The following is an 18,285-nucleotide window of genomic DNA, read 5'->3' as shown; positions in this document are numbered from 1 at the left end:
CGTGAAACACGTTCTTAGCGATATCGAGGCCGACCGTGACTGGCTGCACCATCTGACTTCCTCCATCTCTAGCCCGATAACCATACTGGTCGCTCGGGCCGGCTGATGGATGCCGTCCACAGCATCAATTGCGGAAGTCGACGGATTCCTGGTCGGCGCGCCGTCGTCATCGCCGGCCAGGTCTGCTCTTGGTGGGCAACCGCCCGTCAGATGCGAATCTTCTCTCTTCTCTGCGATCTCAATCGCAGCATCGACTTGAATGCCGAGGTACTCGGACTGTGCTCTATATTTAGAGTATCTCTGTCCTTTCCACCTGTGTTCCCTGTTGGCAGGGTTCTAAGCTCCAGTTTCCGTCAGGCAGAAGCAGCCGCCGCCGAAGCGGGGTCATGACCGTGAGTCCGCACTTTCAAAGGCGAAATTCAGTCGGCATCTGAATGTATCAGAGGGCATCGAAATGACGTTCGATGAGTACGTACAGGGCGGCAAAGAACTCTACACCGACCTTGCGGAGGCCGTGGCAGCAATCCTCGAAGCGGCCATCAAGGCGCACCCTCACATTCGGCGCCTTCAGGTGCAGCGCAGGGCGAAAGCACCGGACAGCTTGGCGGCCAAAATCGGAAGTGGCGAATCGGGCGCGATTGAAGAAAAGGCGAAGGACCTAGCTGGAGTACGAGTCGTTCTCTACTCAAACAGCGACGTTGATCGGCTGAGTCACTCACGCATTTTATTCGACAACTTTGAAGTCGTTTGGGAGCGAACCAAGCTTCACTATCCTCGCGGTAGCGAAGGAAGCAGTCAATATATCGGCGACAACTACGTTGTCCGCCTGAAGGAGAGTCGCACCATCCTGCCCGAGTACAGCCGATTTGCCGGCCTTGTCTGTGAGGTGCAGGTGCAGACCATTTTGAACCACGCGTGGTCAGAGACCGCGCACGATACCATTTACAAGAGCCCAAAGCTCAAAGGCGTTGGAGCGGCTCAACTCCGAAAAATCGAAGAGCGGATGAAGCGCATCCAGGAAACGTATCTGCTGCCGGCGGGATACGAGTTTCAACAAGCACTCAACGATTTTGAGCGGATAGCTTCGGGGCAACGCCTGGTCGCCAGCGATATTCTGGCAGCGATCCGAGACGCGCCCGACAACAATCTCCGGGTTGAGCGGCTAGAGGAATACGAGAGTCTAGTACTTCCGATTGTTGACGATGTTCCGTCGGTTGCTTCTGACATCAGACGCACAATGGTCGACGCGGTCAAACGCTCACTCGTAGCTCCGATCAAGCCTATTGAGACACCGATCGGGACTCTGCCGGGCCGAGGCATTGGTGACGTGGTAGACGGCGTGCTCTCGATACTTAAGACACTTTCCTACGTCGAGCCCGATAAGAGCTATCAAACTCTTTCAGAAATCTTCGTGTTGGTCGACGAGGGGGCGCGGACCAAGGTAGTTCAGGCTGTTGGACAGCTTGCGCAGCATTCTCTGCGCGTTTGGCAGGAGTATGGGCCTGCGGTTCAGGAGATACTTCTTGACGCAATAGCCGCCACACCGCCGGACAGGTTGGCTTCGACGCGACCACTCATGATCGAGGTGGCAGGTCGGTGCCTTGCGCCCGAGGTGACTGGCACGTCGAACACTTCGACAACGTTTACATGGCAGACGGGCGCCGTCGCGGTATCAGATCGGCTCAACCAAGTTCGAGACCGAGCGTTCAGTTTGCTGACGGAGCTAATGCAATCGTCCCAGAGCGATCTGGAGCGGCGTCAGATATTCACGGCTCTGCAGAACTCGACCCACCTACCTCATCAAGGTCAGTATGCCGACGACCTCATGCGCCGCGCGTTTGCGGACACGGTCGCCTTGATCCGGTTCTTGTCGACAACATTCGAAGAGTTCGGGGATCCACTCAAGGAAACGATCGAACAGAGCGTATTCTTTCTCTTTCGTCGATGCAGGGACATGCCCGCTGACCTGTTGAAAGACCCTTCCCTGGCCGCCGCTCGGGACGAGGTCATGGCCGCGGCGAGAGAGTTTCGGGATCGCGTAAACTTATTGGGGGACTACGTCGCGTTTAAGGCCCTCGTGGGATTCGAGACTGTGTTCCCCTACGAATGGGAAGAGTCTGAGCGAGCCTCAACAGACTTTGAAGCAAAGACTGCGCATCGTCAGGAGCGCATCGATGAGTTGCTGACTACCGTCACAGCAACCACGGCCGACGAGTGGTTTAAGCGCATCAACGAGTATGCAGCGATTGAATCTGAAGACTTAGCGACGTTCCCACACCTCGGTGCTTTCGTCGCTAGCGTTGCGAAGGCTCACCCAAAGATCGGAAGTGCTTGGCTCGACCGTAGCCAAGACAAACCAATCGCTCAGTTCATTCCAGGGCTGCTTCGTGGACTTTACACCAGCGATCCGGCCGCGGCGATCCGTTGGGTGGACGAAGCTACAAAACAGAACGACAACTTGAGCAGCTCGCTGCATTCCTCCGCTATGCCGACCCCGCCTTACCAGAGCGGCTTGCAGAAGTGGCACGCCGCGCAGTCGAGGCCAAAAACGATTCCGCGGCCTTCACCGTGCTAGAAGCCGTTGCTGCCCGACCCGAAGAGTTTGGGCTGCCCTTGGCTCGTCGGCTTTGTGGCGAAATGATTGCCTACCTCGATACGCGACAACGCTATCGATGGACCCACCCCATTTGGCTTTGGGGCAAGCGTGAGGGTCTGCTGATGCAGCTCGGCGATAGTGAGCGAAGAAATCTTTTCATTGCTCTTCGCAATCTTCCCAAGATCGACTACCACGCTGAGGAGATATTGGCCGCGTTTGCCAGCAGCAACACGGCTGCGGTCATAGATCTCTTTGGTGAGCGGCTTGAACGGCAGAGGCAACGCGCCCGCACCTCTATCGACGACAGGTTCGAAGCCGTACCGTTTGACTTCAAAAGGCTGCGGGAGGCCATGACAGGCGCGTCTGCGCTCGCACTGCCACGAGCATTCGAGTGGTACGTTCAGGATCCCGTGCTGGCAGAGTTCAAGAGCGCACGCTTCATCTCGAATCTGTTTCCAGAACCCTCAGCCGAGCTGATCCAGCTCCTCACGGAATACGCCACGTCAAAGGAAGTTCAGCGTCAGCAATTTGTAATCGCGATAGTGACGAACTACCACGGTTCGCCTGCGGTCCACGTCGTGCTGCGCGAGCTTGTTGCCGTCCTGGATATTGACGATCCGCTGTTGCGGGATGTCCGCATCGCTCTCGGCGCTACTGGGCTGATGCGCGGAGAATTTGGCCACCGTGACGCACTGTTAAGCCAGCTGTCGGCCCTCGAATTATGGTTGGCGGACCCTCGTGAGCCAGTACGGCGCTTTGCCGAGGATTTGCGCAAGAGCCTCGACAATGCAATCGCAGCAGCGCAACGGAGCGCAGAGGCCGACATTGCGATGCGAAGACTTGAATACGGTGAGCCGTTAAGTGATCCAGGTCCAAGGGGGGACGGGACAAATCAGTGAATTAGCGGCATTTGTCCCGACTCTGGTAAAGGCGGCTTAGACTACCTCCGGCGCCACTAGCCGCCAATCGCAGTGTAGGCGTGTTGCGCGTCGGCATGTCCGCTAGGGGCCCTGGCTGTGTTAAATCCGCGGACTTCCGGTTGCGAATGTTGAACTGACCTACCTGCTCCGAATCCAGACAGACGGTTCAGGACGGGCGCTGATTTCTGCTTCCTCGGCATTGCTGCCATCAGGTAGCGATCGGCTCGACGGCGAGCTAGTGCTAGAAAAAAAGCACACATTGAGCGTCGGCCCCGCGCACCCTTACTGTCCACATCGCGGAGCGCGGCGGACACTCCTGGCCGCTCGCGTTGCGGAGCGTTCTCATTTCTAGTCGCGAACTAAGTACACAGTCACGCCGTTGTCATCCTCGGTAACGTGGATGGAAAAGGGGTCGAAAGGCAGGTGCTCCGGCGAGATAAGAACCTGCTCTCTACCGATCATGGCGATCAGTCCAGCGATCACCTGAGCGTAGGTTCTCTCTAACTCCGTCGGCATATTGGACCTCTCAGCGATGTGCGTTACTGCTTCGCAGGATGGTCATGTTTGTCGAGGTTTCGTCGAGAGCGAGTGAACGCAATGTCGACGTTGATATGGAGAAGATACCGCGTGCCAAGACCACGAGTGGCTGGCTTCTTTCTTGCGCTCCGAGCCGCCATAGTCGGGCCCGGCCTTTGCCGCAGACGTGCAGCAATTCCTATGTTGTCTTGGAATCGCAGGTGTCAGAACATTCATCATTCTCTTCGCACCGGTCGACAAACCTCCTGACAAGCACGTAGAAGACCGGCACGAAGAAGATCGCCAGCACGGTGGCGGAAACCATGCCGCCGAACACTCCTGTGCCGATGGCATGTTGGGTTTCGGCGCTTGCGCCGTGGGCAAGCATGAGTGGAACGACACCTAACGTGAAAGCGAGCGAGGTCATGAGAATCGGACGTAAGCGCAGACGTGCAGCTGTCACGATGGCCTCGCCCATCTCCACCCCTTGAGAGCGAAGTGTTTTGGCAAACTCGACGATAAGAACTGCGTTCTTCGCGGAAAGACCGATGATGGTGACAAGACCCACCTTGAAGAAGACATCGTTGTCGAGGCCTCGCAAGTGTACTGCGAGGATCGCACCGGCGATGCCGAGAGGCACCACCAGCATGACGGACAGGGGAATCGACCAGCTCTCGTAGAGCGCGGCGAGGATCAGGAAGATGACGATCATCGATAGTGCAAGGAGCGTCGGGGCTTGCTGGCCGGATAGCTTTTCCTGGAGGGACTGGCCGACCCAATCGAGCTTAAAGCCCGCAGGCAGCTGTTCAGCCAATCTCTCCATTTCAGCCATCGCGTCGCCGCTGGAAACGCCGGGAGCAGCATTCCCGGTAATGCGGACCGCTGGGAAGCCGTTGTAGCGGGTCAATTGGAGGGGCCCTGCTTCCCAGGTGACGGACACAAGTTCCGCGAGGGAGACCATGCCGCCTGCGTTGTTCCGCACGTAGAGCTTTAAAACGTCTTCAATCTGCATCCGATTGGGCGCATCAGCCTGCACAATTACCTGCTGCATGCGCCCGGCATTCGGAAAGTCGTTCACGTAAGAAGACCCGATGGCGGCAGTAAGCATGTCGCTGATCACGGAAAAGGGAACGCCAAGGGCTTCCGCCTTTTGGCGATCGACCCGCAGCTTGAGATTTGGCCCATCCGGCAATCCTTCGGTGGTAACCCCGGTGACGAGCTTGCTGTGCGCCGCAAGTTCCAACAGGTGGTTCTGTGCCGTCACCAAAGCCGCGTAGCCGCGATTGGCACGATCCTGGAGGCGCAGCGAGAACCCCGAGGTCGTGCCGAGCGCCTCGATGGCCGGCGGCTTCACGCTCATGACGATCCCCTCCGGAGCCCTAGCCATCGCTGCAGTAGCACTCGCGATCTCGTCGTCGACGGTTCCGGCGCGCTGCTTCCAATCCTTGAGAGTCGTAAAGCTCATCGCGGCGTTGGAACCGGATCCATACATACCAAAGCCGACAACTGAGGTGTTGCTTTCCACGTCTGGGCGCTGCGCAACATGCGCGTCGTACATCTTAACGATGGACAACGTCCGCTCCGCAGTCGCATCGGCGGGAAGGGAGAACATGGTCATGAAGTTCCCTTGATCTTCGTTGGGCACGAAGGAGGAGGGCAATCGCACGAAGGCGTAAATCATGGCGAAGACGATGACGAAATAAATCACCATCATGCGCCCACCTCGTCGGATGAGAGCACCTACCCAGAAACCGTACTGTTCCGTGAGCCGATCGAAGGCGCGATTGAACCAACCAAAAAAGCCCCGTCGAGCGTGATGCGAAGTGTCAACCGGCTTCAACAGGGTGGCGCACAGAGCCGGCGTCAGCGTCAGCGCCAGAAAAGCGGAGAATAGAATGGAGACCGACATGGCCACCGCGAACTGCCGGTAAATGGCACCCACCGAACCGGATGCAAGTCCCATGGGGACAAAGACAGCGGAAAGCACGAGGGTGATACCGATGACCGCGCCGGTGATCTCCCCCATCGCTTTCTGCGTAGCTTGCTTGGGCGATAGACCCTGCGTAGCCATGATCCGCTCAACGTTCTCGACGACGACGATCGCGTCGTCGACGATGATGCCGATGGCCAGGACCATTCCGAACATGGTGAGCACGTTAATCGAGAAGCCAGCCACCCACATGACCGTCAGGGTTCCAAGCAGCGCGACGGGGGCAACGATGGCTGGAATGAGCGTGTAGCGGAGCTTTTGCAGGAACAAAAGCATCACGAGGAAGACCAGCACCATGGCCTCGACGAGCGTGTAGATGACCTTCTCGATCGAAATCTTGATAAAGGGCGAGGTGTCATAGGATATCGAGTACTTCATGCCCTTCGGCATAGTCGGCGCAAGCTCGGCGAGGCGTGCTTTGATCGCGTCGGCCGTGCGTACGGCATTAGCGCCAGGCGAGAGTTGAACCCCGGCCGCGGTCGCCGGTCGTCCGTCTTCGCGGATTGAGAAAGCCATGCTTTGGGCGTTCATCTCAACGCGCGCGACATCACCCAGAACGAGCTTCGAGCCGTCCGGCCGCGCGCGCAGTACGATGGCTGCGAACTGCTCGGGAGTTTGCAGCTGTCCTTCTACGGTCAATGGCACGCTGATTTTCTGCCCCTTGACCGTAGGCTCGGAGCCGATGCGGCCAGGCGCGATCTCGGCATTCTGCGCCCGGATCGCCGTCTGGATGTCAGACAACGAGAGGGAGTACGAGATGAGCATCGCGGGGTCTATCCAGATGCGCATGGCTTTCTCGGAGCCGAACGACTGAACCCGTCCGACCCCTTCCACGCGCTTGAGCTCTTCGGCGATGCTGCGGGTCATGTAATCCCCGAGCTCGAGCTCATTGTACGACGCGTCGGTGGAGCTCAACGTCACGATCAGGAGGAAATCTGAGGTCGCCGATTCGACAGTCACGCCGAGCTGGCGCACCGCCTGAGGAAGGCGGGGCTCGATCGCCTTTAGCCGGTTCTGCACATCGACCTGCGCAAGGTCCGGATCGGTGCCGGGCTTGAACATTGCGGTGACACTGGCACTGCCGGATGTGTCCGCCGAAGACTCAAAGTACAGCATATTCTTGACGCTCGACAGCTCCCGCTCGATCAGACTGACGACGCTGTCATTGACGGTTTTCGGCGTTGCGCCGGTATAGGTTGCGTAGATGCTTACGCTCGGGGGAGCGATGGTTGGAAAGCGCGACACTGGTAGTTGGGGCAAAGCCAGGGCACCAAGCAGCGCGATGAAGAGCGCGATAACCCAGGCGAAGACTGGACGATTGATAAAGAATGCGGGCACTTGCCGTCTCCGCCGTTAGCGCTGCGCATCGGCTGCTGCGAGGACGAAAGGCACAGCGCTTATAAGGTCGCCATCGCGCGCGCGTTCCTGTCCTTCAACCACGAAGGTCTCGAAGGGCTTGAGGCCGGCCGTCACGATGTAGCGACCTTCAACCAGCTCCCCCAGCTCAACGGTACGGAGCGTCGCTCGTTTGGCTTCGTCAACGATGAGGAGCTGAGGTTGCCCGCCTGGATTCCTCAAGACCGCCTGCTGCGGAACCATCACAACATCACGTTTGGTACCGCGCGGCAGTCTGACCCGCACGTACATGCCGGGCAGCAGGACCCTGTCCGGATTGTTGACCTCCACGCGCACGCTGACATTGCCCGTGCCCTCGTCGACACTGATGTCGGAAAAGAGAGTGCGTCCTGCTAACGGATAGAGATCGCCGCTAGCCGAAAAGATGGCGACGGGGATCCGTGAGCTATCGTCGAGTTGACCCGATCGCACAGAAGCGCGGATGACTTCAAGCTGCGACGCCGGCTGCCGAACGTCGACAAAGACTCGGTCGATCTGCTGCACGATCGCGAATGGCGCCGCTCCGGAGGCAGCTGCCAGCGCGCCTTCGGTGACCAACGCCGACCCGATGCGTCCCGCGATAGGGGCGCGCACTATGGTGTACTCAAGTTCGAGGCGCCGACGCTGCAGTGTCGCCTTCGCTTCGGCAACGTTTGCCTTCGCCTGCGCCAGTTCGGCGACCGCGTCGTCATAAGCTTGGTTGCTGATCACGTTGGTGGTGATCAGTTTCTTAGCTCGCTCGAACTTGTTTAAGTTTCGGACGACACCCGACTCGGCGCGCTGCAGCACCGCTTCGGCGCTTTCGACCTCCGCCGCGAAAGGAGCGGCATTGATTTGAAATAGGGGCTGGCCGGCGACGACCTCGGAGCCTTCTATGAACATCCGCTTTTCGACGATACCGCCAACCTGCGGCCTGATTTCAGCCGCGCGCACCGCCACCACGCGGCCCGGCAACTCATCAAACAGTGTCACGGTCTCAGTTCGCGCTGACAGCACAGAGACTGTTGCGGGGGGACTATTGGCTTCGGGCGCTCCGTCTACACGACAGCCGACCAAAGCCAAGACAACCAAGAGTAGATTGATACGCAAGTAGCTGATCAAGTTCATAGTCGCGCCTAGAGCACGTGGCACAGCAGCGGCCACACTCGCCAGCCTCGCTTCCCGCGGTTGGCCGAATGTCGAGGTTACGTCGAGGCCGTGTGGACAGTGCCGCCGTAGTCTCAGAACGGGCCCCAGGTGGGCCGTGGCGTGAAGCGGATGTAGCCGATGTCGGCGCCGAGCCGCAGCCCGAGGCCGGTGCGGATGGGCGCCATGAGCGCGGGGCCACCGAGAGCGCCCACGTCAGCTCATGTTCCCGCAGTGGCCTGTCGCCGTTCCGTTTCGAGTAGAGCCGACTCGCGCGCGCCAATATATGATCGCGTAAGCGGCGTGACCGCCGGCTTTTTGGTCAGCTGGATTTGAAAGACGTTGACGTCTTCATACCGAAAGGCTGCTTCGCCGGCGGATAAATAGAACTCCCACATTCGGCAGAATCGCTCGTCATAGAGAATGGCGGCTTCGCTCCAGCGATTTAGGAACCGTTCTCGCCAGTGACGTAACGTCAATGCATAGTGACGCTGCAGCACCTCGATGTCGCTGATCACTAGCCCATGGCGCTCGATGACAGGAACGATTTCCGAGAGCGACGGGACGTACGCGCCTGGGAAGATGTATTTATTAAGCCATGGCATGACAAATCCAGATCCTGCCGAGCAGCCGATGGTGTGCAGCAGCATAATTCCGTCGTCGGCCAAAAGCTCGTGGCATTTTGCAAAGAACCGATCGTAGAACTTGCTGCCGACGTGCTCAAACATGCCGACTGAGACGATCCGGTCAAAAGTTCCGCAAACCTGTCGGAAATCCGCAAGCCCGAACGTCGCCGAACGATTGCCACCAGCCTTACCTCTGCGATCCTCCGCGAAGCGCAGTTGTTTCTCCGAGAGGGTGATCCCAAGAATGCTGGCAGCACCCGCCGCGTTTGAGAGATAGAGAGCAAGTCCGCCCCAGCCGCATCCTATGTCCAGCACGCGATGATTCGGCTCGAGCGCGAGCTTCGCGGCTATGTGCCGCTTCTTGGCGAGCTGCGCGCTATCCAGATCGACATCTTCGCTTTCGAAGTATGCACACGAGTACTGCATGTCTTTGTCGAGAAACAGCGCATAGAGACGCTCGTCGAGGTCGTAGTGGTGCGCCACGTTGCTTCGGGACCGGGCCTGATAGTTCGTCTGGATAGTGCGACCCCAGGCAGAGCGTGCTCTGTCGATGATGCGCGCGAGCAACGGTTGCCGACGATTACGTGATCCCTGCAAAAGCAAGCAGAGAAGATCGAAAATCGATCCGGCTTCCATCGCCAGGCGGCCTTCCATGTACAGTTCGCCCAGCTTCAAGTCCGGGTCAGTCACGAAGGCGAAAACAGCGCGCGAGTCTAAGAAGCGGCAAGCGACGCGTGGTCCTCTGCCATCGCCAAATTTGTGTTTGCCCGAGGGAGTAAGTACCACGAGATCGCCCACCGACACGACGGGCGCCAGAGCGTGAACCAGAAGTTTGTCGATAGTAATGACTATTCTCCGAAGCTGCCTACGTGAACGCGGTCGTTTCAAACGAGATCAGGAGGACGGATACAGGCTGTATCCTCTGCCGCGCACTGTATGGATCAATCTCGCGGGATAGGTTCTGTCGATCTTCATTCGCAGCCGGCTGACGTGCGTTTCAACGACACTCGTCTTGGGGTCGAAATGGAAGTCCCAGATGCGCTCCAACAACATCGTCCGGGTCAACACGCGCCCCTCATTTCGCATTAGCATCACAAGCAGTTCGAACTCGCGCGGGAGAAGGTCAATCACACGGCCTGCCCGCATCACAGTGCGTGAAATCAGGTTCACTTCGAGATCAGCGACTCTCAATGTTATCTGCTGTCCCTGAAATGGCGGTCTGCGCGCGAGCGCACGAACGCGCGCCATCAGCTCACTAAAGTCGAAAGGCTTGAGCAAATAGTCGTCCGCGCCAGCCTCGAGACCCGCCACACGGTCGGCGACGCTGCCGAGAGACGTCAAGAATAAGATCGGAGTCGCCGTGCCAGTCTGCCGGAGGGTCGCAACAAGTGAGAGACCATCAATCTCAGACAAGTCGCGATCCAGAATGATCACATCGTAGGGCGATGTGGTTGCGAGCATCAAACCACTACGTCCGTCCGCGGTGGACTCGATCTGTTGACCGGCTCTACTGAAACTGCAGGTCAGTTGGCCAACGGTTTCAGGGTCGCCGTCGATAACGAGAATGCGCATAGCCGCAACGGCATCCGGGAGTGGCATGTGATGCATCCGCTGCAATTCTTCCGGTTCAAGCAATGTGCTTCTCGTCAAGTCACACGTCGCATCCAGGAATTCCGCCATGTAAGCGTCAGATCGCTGCGACGAGAGTGCGCGATGGCAGGAACCCGCCACGTGCGTCTCTTGGCAGCTCTGTAGCGGACTCTTGCAGCTAACCGCCTATGGCCTGCGCAGACTTCGTGGAGACTCTGTCGAGAGCGCACGAAAAGTCCCATGGTCCAAGTGGGGTTGGGCGGCATGTGAGGGCCGCTTCGGCTCCTTCGCCGGCCAAAGTAGACGTGAGCGCGCCCGCCGGGAGAGCGTACCCGCAAATTAGAATTCCCGGTCGCGGGCCAACGGCGCATCATTCGCCCGCACGTGCCTAGCGCGCCAGGGCAGCCTAGGTGCTGCACGCGACCTCCACGATGCATTCACGGCATCTGCGCGATCTAATGGGACATGGGCTCCCTCATCGTCGCCAACGGAGCGAACAGAATGCGTAAGTCAATGTCTCTGCTTAGTGCGGTAGCGCTCTTGTCACCTGTCGCAATCGAAGGCGCGAAGTAGGTCGGTCGCATGCGGGGCGTGCAATCGCAACCCATCGTGGGCTCGATGCCTTCGTTATCAGCCGAAATGGGCAACAGGGGCGACGCGCACGGTGATCATTGCGTCGACGCCTGTCTGCGGCACCTTACAGACATGTAAAGCCCGCGCCACATTGCCGAGTGCCCGCCGTGTCATCTGGCGTTCAAACGCGGGTGAGCGGAGGGGGCGCCGTCGCCAACCCATAGTGCGTGCCTGGGGGAACAATGATCGGCATAATTGCACTCAAGAACCTGCTGCACGATCCAGCGCGGTTCTTGGCCACGGCCGCGGGTATCGGACTGTCGTTCGTGCTTGTGACCGTGCAGCTCGGCCTGCTCGCCGGCTTCGATCGCACGATCTCGGCGCTTATCGATCATGCGAACGCAGATCTGTGGATCGTTCCAGTCGGTACTGCCGCCTTTGACGATCCTGCGCAGCTGGAGAGTACTCAGCGATATGCCGCAGCGACTGTTGAAGGGGTGAGGCGCGTCACACCAATGCTGGTGGGGTTTGCCGAGTGGCGGAAACCCGGCGGCGGCAGCACGAGCGTGATCGTGGTGGGCAGCGATCCAGCAACGGGGGTGATTGAACCCTGGAACCTATCGAGCGGAAAGCCCTACGATCTCAAGGCGCCAGATGCGGTCGCAATCGACGCGTCCTATGCCCAACAGCTGGGCGTGAGTAAGCGCGGCGATATTGCCCGCATCGAGGGACTCCAGGCGCGTGTCGCGGTTATAACAAGCGGCATCAGGTCCTTCACGACATCCCCCTACGTCTTCACACGGCTCTCGCAGGCCCGCGCGTTTCTTAATGCGGATGCCTCGCGCGTCTCTTACCTCGCAGTTGGGCTCTCGCGTGGCACTGACGCCGCACTCGTAAGAGAGCGCATCGCCAGCAAGCTACCCAACGCAGAGGTGCTGACATCGGCGGAGTTCCGGCGTCGCAATGTGGAGCGCTGGCTGCTTGAGACAGGTGCCGGAATTGCACTCCTGGCCGGAGCCGGGCTCGCCGTGGTTGTCGGCTCGGTGATCATGATGCAGTCGCTCTATACGAGCGTGAACGATCACCGAAAAGAATTTGCGACGCTTCGGGCAATGGGTTCATCCAAACGCTTCCTTGTTTCAGTGGTCGCTTGTCAAGCGGGTATTTGCACGCTTGCAGGATGCGCGCTGGCCTTGATTGGAAACACCGGCGTGATCGCCATTTCGGCGATCTCCAGTTTGCCAATCCAAATAACCCCGTCCTTGATGCTCGTCCTGACCGCAATCGCCGCCCTGATGTCCTCCGCTGCAGCGTTTGCAGCAGCAGCAAAGGTCGGACGCGTCGACCCTGCAGAGGTGTTCGCACAATGAGCAACGATGCAGTTCTCGAAGCCGAGAATATTGAAATGGTGCTCGGCGACGGCGCGCGCTCCGTTCAAGCGCTCAAGGGCGTGTGTCTGTCCCTGGTTGCTGGCGAGTTCGTATTGCTCGTCGGCCCTTCCGGCAGCGGAAAATCGACGTTGCTGTCGATCATGGGCTGCATCCTGAAGCCAACCAGGGGCGTGGTGAGAGTTGTGGGGCAATCGACCGAAAACATGGACAAGGAAAGGCTTGCACAGCTCCGTCGCCAGCATGTCGGCTTCGTCTTCCAGTCCTACAATCTGTTCCCCGGACTGACGGCGCGCCAGAATGTCGAAGCCAGTTTGGCAATTCGCGGTCACCGCGCGGCGCTCTCCCGTGAGACCGCAGAGAACGCGCTTCGGTCAGTGGGTCTTGCCCATCGACTGCATTCGTTGCCTGGACAGATGAGTGGCGGCGAGCAGCAGCGCGTCGCCATCGCGCGGGCGGTAGTATCCAATCCGAGCATCATCCTGGCCGATGAGCCCACGGCGGCCCTCGATAGCGAAGCCGGGCGTGGCGTGCTGCAGGAGCTTCGCCGCCTGGCAAGGGAACAAGGTCGAGCGGTGCTCGCAGTGTCACACGATGCTCGCGCGTTCCCGTTCGCGGACCGGATTGTCTGCATGCAAGACGGGAGAATTCTCAGCGCCGCGGCGGAGCTCGATCCAGCGTCTGCATTGCCTAGTCTGGCGGGAGACAACGGTCATGCTTAGCCGCCATGTGGGATCCGCGCTTCTGGTCGCCGTCGGCGTGGCGGCCGGTGCCATGCTCGCGAAATCCCCGACGTATCTCGCAGCAGCGGGCGTTACCGCGCAGACAGACCAGTCATTGGACGTGGCCGCCGGGTCTGACTGGATCGCAGCAGCCCCCGGCAAGGTCGAACCGATCTCCGGGGAGACAAGCATCGCCGCCACAAGTGCTGGTCGGATCGACAAGATCGTCGTTCGTGTGCGCGACAAGGTAGCCGAAGGAGAACTTTTGGCGATCGTCGATGACAGCGAGCAATTGGCACGTGTGCAAGCGGCCGAGGCCGAGGTCTCGTTCCGGGAGGCCGAAAGAGACAACGCCATTTCAAGTTCGTTGCCCAATCAGCGGCAGTCGGCCGAAGACAATGTCGCGAACTCCCAAAGCGAGGTCTGGAGAAGCCAGCTGGCGCTCGATCGCCTCAGCGCTAATGGCGCGTCGGTCGACGCTCTGAATATCGCCAAAGCCTCTCTTGCCCACAGTAGAGAGTTCTTGGCCGAAAGCCGGAACGCGCTCTCCGCATCGGAGAAATCAAATGATGCGCCGCGGCCAACTCGAACAGAGTCGGCGCTGGCAGTTGCACGGGCAGAACGCGCCATCGCGTACGCCGTTCTGGAAAAGACCCGTATCCGTGCGCCGCGCGCGGGTACAGTCTTGAACATTCTTAAACAGCCGGGCGACACTGCGAGTGCAGCGTCAGACGACACGGTGATCGCTATGGGCGACATCGATCGACTTCGCGTCCGAGCTGAGATCGACGAAGTCGACATCGCCAACGTAACGCTAGGTCAGCGCGTCGTCGTCCGCTCCGACGCATTCCCTGAGAAGGACTTTGCCGGCGCCGTGTCGTTCATCGCTGCCCTCGCGCGTCCGAGGGGTCTGGCTGCGCATCAAGCAGTCTCAACCGTCAAGGACAACGCCATTCAAGTTATCGTCGACCTCGCGGCGGCATCACCCCTCGTGCCAGGCATGCGGGTCGACGTGTTCTTCGAGCCCACCCAATCGTCCAACAGTAAAGGAGACGGCCTTGGCACAAACTAACACCGCTGCGAAAGCATCTGGATGGCTCCTGGCGTTCGCCGCCGCGACATCATTCGGCGCATTGTTCTCGGGCGGCGCTGTAACGGCGGCAGCTTCCCGCCCCGCGTCGTTTGTGCAGAGCGCCGCTACCGAAGCAATTGCGATCTTGTCGAACAAGGCCATCGCCGATCAAGACAGGCGCGTGCAGTTCCGCACCGCTATCTTGAAGTACTTCGATGCTGTGGCAATTGGCCAAATGGTTGTCGAGCCGTATTGGTCCCGCGCCAGCCCAGAGCAGCAGAGCCGCTTCCAAAGCGTATTCTCCGGTGCGCTAGCGAACATCTATACCGATCGCTTCTACGACTACGACGGCCAGTCGCTGCAGATCAAAGCGGTGCAACCTGGTGCTGCTGGCACCACGATGGTCCGCTCGACAATCTCCACGCCAACCGGGAGCCACGTCTATGACGTCGATTGGATCGTTACCGGTCCCAGCGGGCGCGAGAAGTTTCTCGACGTCGTGATTGATGGCGTCAGTACGTCGACGACCACTAAGCAAGACTACGGGTCGTTCCTGCGTGGGGCAAACGGCAAACTCGAAGCCCTTACGGCGGCGCTCAAAGCACGAGCAAACTAACATTGGCAATGCGCTCGGGGGGAGTTCTTGCACGTGAAGCAGGTAACGAGGCTAGTACGTGTGATCGCGGCCGCATCGCCGCCGTTGTTTGCGTTGTCTGCATGCGCCGCGCTGCCTACAGACCCAACTGTGCGCGCCGAAGTGGAACTCCTCAACGATCCGTTGGAGCCAATGAATCGCGAAATCTACGCGTTCAACACGGAGGTGCGGCGCGCGCTGGAACCGCTGCGCAAGGCCACCGCTTCGGGAGAGCCGCTCGCACCCATCTGGATCGGCATCCGGAACGTTCTGATCAATCTGAGAGAGCCGTTGGTGTTTATCAACGATCTGGCTCAGGGACGCGAATGCGCGGCCGGCGCATCTTTGCGGCGTTTCATGGTGAATTCGACGCTGGGTGTGGGCGGTGTTTTCGACGTTGCGAAGTCGTATGGCATAGACGCCCATGACAACGATTTGGGGCGAACACTGGCGGTCTTCGGAATTCCGGACGGGCCATACCTGATGTTGCCTGTTCTCGGACCCGCCGATCTCCGCGCAACGGCCGGTATCGCAGCCGAGTATTTCGCCGATCCCGTCGATTTAGGATTGCGGCGCGTAGGCGCGTCCGCTGCCAGCTGGTCCATTGCCGCTCTGGACGTCACCGAGCGGAATTTCGAGGCCGCGCCGGATATGGAGAAACTGGAGCGCACGTCTCTTGATGGCTATGCGGCTCTGCGATCGGCGTACCGCCAGTACCTTGCCGAAGATCTCAAGGATGACAATTGCCCCGCAGTGCTGCAGCCAATCGCGGGAGCTTCTTCGGCCACAGAAAATGGCAATTAGCGCGACCTTACAGATTTGCGATGTGGCTGCCGGATTCCAGCCCCCATGTGCGCCTCTATCTATCTCTCTCTGCGAGATAGCGAAGCTTGGAGCGCGCAGGTTCGAGTGGAGGGTAGCAAACGAGTCGCCACGCAAGACCAAGACGAAAGCACTCACGACGCTGTGTGGGGGGATACCAAGCGGCGATCATCTTCAGGGGGAAGATCATGCAGTCCTACAGGAACCGCTGGATCGTCGTATGCGATTTCGACGGAACCATTTCAACCGTTGATGCGACAGATCGGCTGCTCGAGGTCTACGCCGACCCAGAGTGGCTAAGCATCGAGCAGGATTGGAAGGACGGGAACATAGGATCGCGAGAATGTCTCGGCCGTCAGGTTGCGCTCTTGCGCGCGGACCTCTCGCAGATCGAGGCGCTCGCAGATACCATCACCATCGACCCGCACTTCACTAGCTTCGCCGATTTGTGCAAACACGAGTGCATCGAATTGGTCATCGTTAGCGACGGGTTGGACAGGGTAATCGCGCGCATTCTCGACCGCCACGGACTGGGTCACATCCCAGTCTACGCCAACGCGCTTCTCGCGTGCGGCGACGGCGCGCATCGCATGCTCTCGCCGCATCAGAATGCTGACTGCTGCGCCGGAGCCGGCACTTGCAAATGCGCCGTGGTCGCCGACCTCCAAGGCGACGGAGCAATCGATCCGCGCGTTCTGTTCGTCGGCGATGGTCAGTCGGATTTCTGTGCCGCGGCCAGAATGGCGGATGTCGTCGCTGCGAAACCCAAACTGTTTGCTCACTTGCGATCCATCGGCCGGCCCTGCGTTCCGTTCGAGAACTTCGCTGATGTGAGACGTCTCCTCGCGGAGTTGATCGATGCAGGAAATCCCCTCGTCACGGAAGAGTTGGCCCATGAATGCAATTGAACGCAATCTGCCGAAAAGGGCCGATGACGCCCACACTGAAACCCATGCGCTCCTCGAACTCGAGAGCAGATACTGCTCGCACGGCGATACGGTGCACTACACGGACCCTCCCAAGATATTCGAACGCTGCGAAGGCGCCTATATCTACGACGCCGAGGGGCGGCAGTTTCTCGATCTCCAGATGTGGTATTCGGCGGTCAACTTCGGCTACTGCAACAAGCGTTTGAACGACGCCTTGAAGCAGCAGATCGATCGGCTGCCGCAGGTCGCCAGCCAGTATCTCCACCGCGAGAAGATACAACTCGCCGCAAAGATCGCGCAGGAAACGGAAAGCAGATTCGGCCAAAAGGGGCGCGTGCACTTCAACGTCGGCGGCGCGCAAGCCGTGGAAGATTCGCTCAAGCTGGTTCGTAACGCTTCGAACGGAAAAAGCCTGATGTTCGCCTTCGAGGGCGGCTATCACGGCCGCACGCTCGGTGCGTCCGCTATCACGTCGTCGTATCGCTATCGCCGCCGCTACGGGCACTTCGGGGACCGCGCGAACTTCGTTCCATTCCCGTATCACTTCCGTGGGCCGAAGGGCATGACCAAGGAAGAGTACGGCCACGAATGCGTTAGGCACTTCGCGCGGTTATTTGAGAGCGAATATAACGGCGTTTGGGATCCCAAGTCGGGTACTGCGGAGTATGCCGCCTTCTACGTCGAGCCGATCCAGGGCACTGGCGGCTACGTCATTCCGCCGATGAACTTCTTCAGGGAGTTGAAGAAGGTGCTCGACGATCATGGCATCTTGCTCGTCGTCGACGAAATCCAGATGGGCTTCTATCGCACCGGCAAACTTTGGTCGATCGAGCACTTCGGAGTCGAACCGGACGTGATCGTCTTCGGCAAGGCGCTCACGAACGGCCTCAATCCGCTCTCGGGAATATGGGCGAAGGAAGAGCTCATCAATCCGGGCGTTTTTCCGCCCGGCTCAACGCACTCCACCTTTAATTCGAACCCACTGGGCACCGCCGTCGCGCTCGAAGCCATGAAGTTGATGGAAGAGAACAACTACGCCAAGGCGGTGCCGGAGAAGGGTGCTTACTTCCTCGAGGGTCTCGAGGATTTGAAGCGGCGCCACAAGATCGTCGGCGACGTCGATGGCCTGGGCATGGCTCTGCGCATCGAGATTTGCGAGCCGCACGACAGCTTCACACCGTCGAAGGTGCTGGTCGACAGGATGGTCGACGAGGGGCTGAAGGGCGATCTCGAATACAAGGGCACGAAATACGGTCTCGTTCTCGACATCGGGGGCTACCACAAGAACGTCATCACGCTCGCCCCGTCGCTCGAGATGTCCTACGGCGAAATCGATCTGGCGCTTATCCTGCTCGATCAGCTTTTTCGCCGCGTACAGGCCTGACGG

General features: G+C 59.3%; 13 protein-coding genes and 1 pseudogene. 8 read left to right on the top strand and 6 right to left on the bottom strand.

From position 1 onward, the window contains the following. The first annotated feature begins 454 nt into the window (after window positions 1-454). Both NDB2M4_RS14775 and NDB2M4_RS14770 read left to right on the top strand, forming a co-directional pair. The gene (locus NDB2M4_RS14775) at window positions 455-2,575 is read left to right on the top strand and encodes a RelA/SpoT domain-containing protein (RefSeq protein ID WP_072376442.1); all 2,121 of its coding nucleotides are present in this window, start codon (window positions 455-457) and stop codon (window positions 2,573-2,575) included. Then, window positions 2,521-3,495, top strand: coding sequence for a hypothetical protein (locus NDB2M4_RS14770; protein WP_139247315.1), 975 nt, complete (start codon window positions 2,521-2,523; stop codon window positions 3,493-3,495). Before NDB2M4_RS14775 ends, NDB2M4_RS14770 begins: the two co-directional genes overlap by 55 nt. A gap of 736 nt (window positions 3,496-4,231) precedes the next feature. On the opposite strand, the gene NDB2M4_RS14765 is transcribed toward NDB2M4_RS14770, so the two are convergent. From NDB2M4_RS14765 to NDB2M4_RS14745, 5 genes and pseudogenes are all read right to left on the bottom strand, one after another. Beyond that, a complete protein-coding gene (locus tag NDB2M4_RS14765) occupies window positions 4,232-7,360 on the bottom strand; it encodes an efflux RND transporter permease subunit (protein ID WP_072376438.1) in 3,129 nt (1,042 codons plus the stop codon). A gap of 15 nt (window positions 7,361-7,375) precedes the next feature. After that, window positions 7,376-8,524: an efflux RND transporter periplasmic adaptor subunit gene (locus tag NDB2M4_RS14760; RefSeq protein ID WP_072376436.1), complete on the bottom strand. Its 1,149-nt coding sequence runs from the start codon at window positions 8,522-8,524 to the stop codon at window positions 7,376-7,378. A 113-nt stretch (window positions 8,525-8,637) separates the two neighbouring features. Next, window positions 8,638-8,724: pseudogene (locus NDB2M4_RS14755) on the bottom strand (EipA family protein); the annotation flags it as partial. A 39-nt stretch (window positions 8,725-8,763) separates the two neighbouring features. Next, complete coding sequence (locus NDB2M4_RS14750; protein WP_244536194.1) at window positions 8,764-9,972, bottom strand: SAM-dependent methyltransferase; 1,209 nt, start codon at window positions 9,970-9,972, stop codon at window positions 8,764-8,766. A 90-nt stretch (window positions 9,973-10,062) separates the two neighbouring features. Then, window positions 10,063-10,740 carry a winged helix-turn-helix domain-containing protein gene (locus NDB2M4_RS14745; RefSeq protein WP_072376452.1) on the bottom strand — a complete coding sequence of 226 codons (678 nt, stop codon included), beginning with the start codon at window positions 10,738-10,740 and terminating at the stop codon, window positions 10,063-10,065. An 884-nt stretch (window positions 10,741-11,624) separates the two neighbouring features. Between NDB2M4_RS14745 and NDB2M4_RS14740 the strand changes: the two genes are divergently transcribed. The 5 genes from NDB2M4_RS14740 to NDB2M4_RS14720 are packed head-to-tail and all read left to right on the top strand — an operon-like array spanning window position 11,625 to window position 15,951. After that, a complete protein-coding gene (locus NDB2M4_RS14740) occupies window positions 11,625-12,701 on the top strand; it encodes an ABC transporter permease (RefSeq protein ID WP_171988114.1) in 1,077 nt (358 codons plus the stop codon). After that, window positions 12,698-13,441: an ABC transporter ATP-binding protein gene (locus NDB2M4_RS14735; RefSeq protein WP_072376430.1), complete on the top strand. Its 744-nt coding sequence runs from the start codon at window positions 12,698-12,700 to the stop codon at window positions 13,439-13,441. Before NDB2M4_RS14740 ends, NDB2M4_RS14735 begins: the two co-directional genes overlap by 4 nt. Continuing rightward, complete coding sequence (locus tag NDB2M4_RS14730) at window positions 13,434-14,513, top strand: HlyD family secretion protein (protein WP_072376428.1); 1,080 nt, start codon at window positions 13,434-13,436, stop codon at window positions 14,511-14,513. Before NDB2M4_RS14735 ends, NDB2M4_RS14730 begins: the two co-directional genes overlap by 8 nt. Further along, window positions 14,500-15,129: an MlaC/ttg2D family ABC transporter substrate-binding protein gene (locus NDB2M4_RS14725; RefSeq protein ID WP_072376426.1), complete on the top strand. Its 630-nt coding sequence runs from the start codon at window positions 14,500-14,502 to the stop codon at window positions 15,127-15,129. Before NDB2M4_RS14730 ends, NDB2M4_RS14725 begins: the two co-directional genes overlap by 14 nt. Window positions 15,130-15,162: 33 nt before the next feature. Beyond that, window positions 15,163-15,951, top strand: a complete 789-nt coding sequence (locus tag NDB2M4_RS14720) for an MlaA family lipoprotein (protein WP_139247313.1) — start codon at window positions 15,163-15,165, stop codon at window positions 15,949-15,951. 314 nt (window positions 15,952-16,265) lie between these two features. On the opposite strand, the gene NDB2M4_RS20510 is transcribed toward NDB2M4_RS14720, so the two are convergent. Next, entirely contained in the window at window positions 16,266-16,751 is a 486-nt protein-coding gene (locus NDB2M4_RS20510; protein WP_244536193.1) for a hypothetical protein, read from the bottom strand. Window positions 16,752-16,863: 112 nt separating this feature from the next. Between NDB2M4_RS20510 and NDB2M4_RS14710 the strand changes: the two genes are divergently transcribed. Beyond that, a complete protein-coding gene (locus NDB2M4_RS14710; protein ID WP_083556395.1) occupies window positions 16,864-18,282 on the top strand; it encodes an aspartate aminotransferase family protein in 1,419 nt (472 codons plus the stop codon). The last annotated feature ends 3 nt before the right edge of the window (window positions 18,283-18,285 follow it).

The organism is Hyphomicrobium sp. NDB2Meth4, assembly GCF_900117445.1.
GTDB lineage: Bacteria > Pseudomonadota > Alphaproteobacteria > Rhizobiales > Hyphomicrobiaceae > Hyphomicrobium_A.
The sequence above is the reverse complement of the archived record's forward strand: the minus strand, read 5'-3'. Positions and strand labels throughout refer to the sequence as shown.

Coding starts and splice junctions, on each gene's coding strand:
- NDB2M4_RS14775 (WP_072376442.1), top strand. CDS start 455: ATGACGTTCGATGAGTACGTACAGGGCGGCAAAGAACTCTACACCGAC.
- NDB2M4_RS14760 (WP_072376436.1), bottom strand. CDS start 8,524: ATGAACTTGATCAGCTACTTGCGTATCAATCTACTCTTGGTTGTCTTG.
- NDB2M4_RS14745 (WP_072376452.1), bottom strand. CDS start 10,740: ATGCGCATTCTCGTTATCGACGGCGACCCTGAAACCGTTGGCCAACTG.
- NDB2M4_RS14735 (WP_072376430.1), top strand. CDS start 12,698: ATGAGCAACGATGCAGTTCTCGAAGCCGAGAATATTGAAATGGTGCTC.
- NDB2M4_RS14730 (WP_072376428.1), top strand. CDS start 13,434: ATGCTTAGCCGCCATGTGGGATCCGCGCTTCTGGTCGCCGTCGGCGTG.
- NDB2M4_RS14710 (WP_083556395.1), top strand. CDS start 16,864: ATGAATGCAATTGAACGCAATCTGCCGAAAAGGGCCGATGACGCCCAC.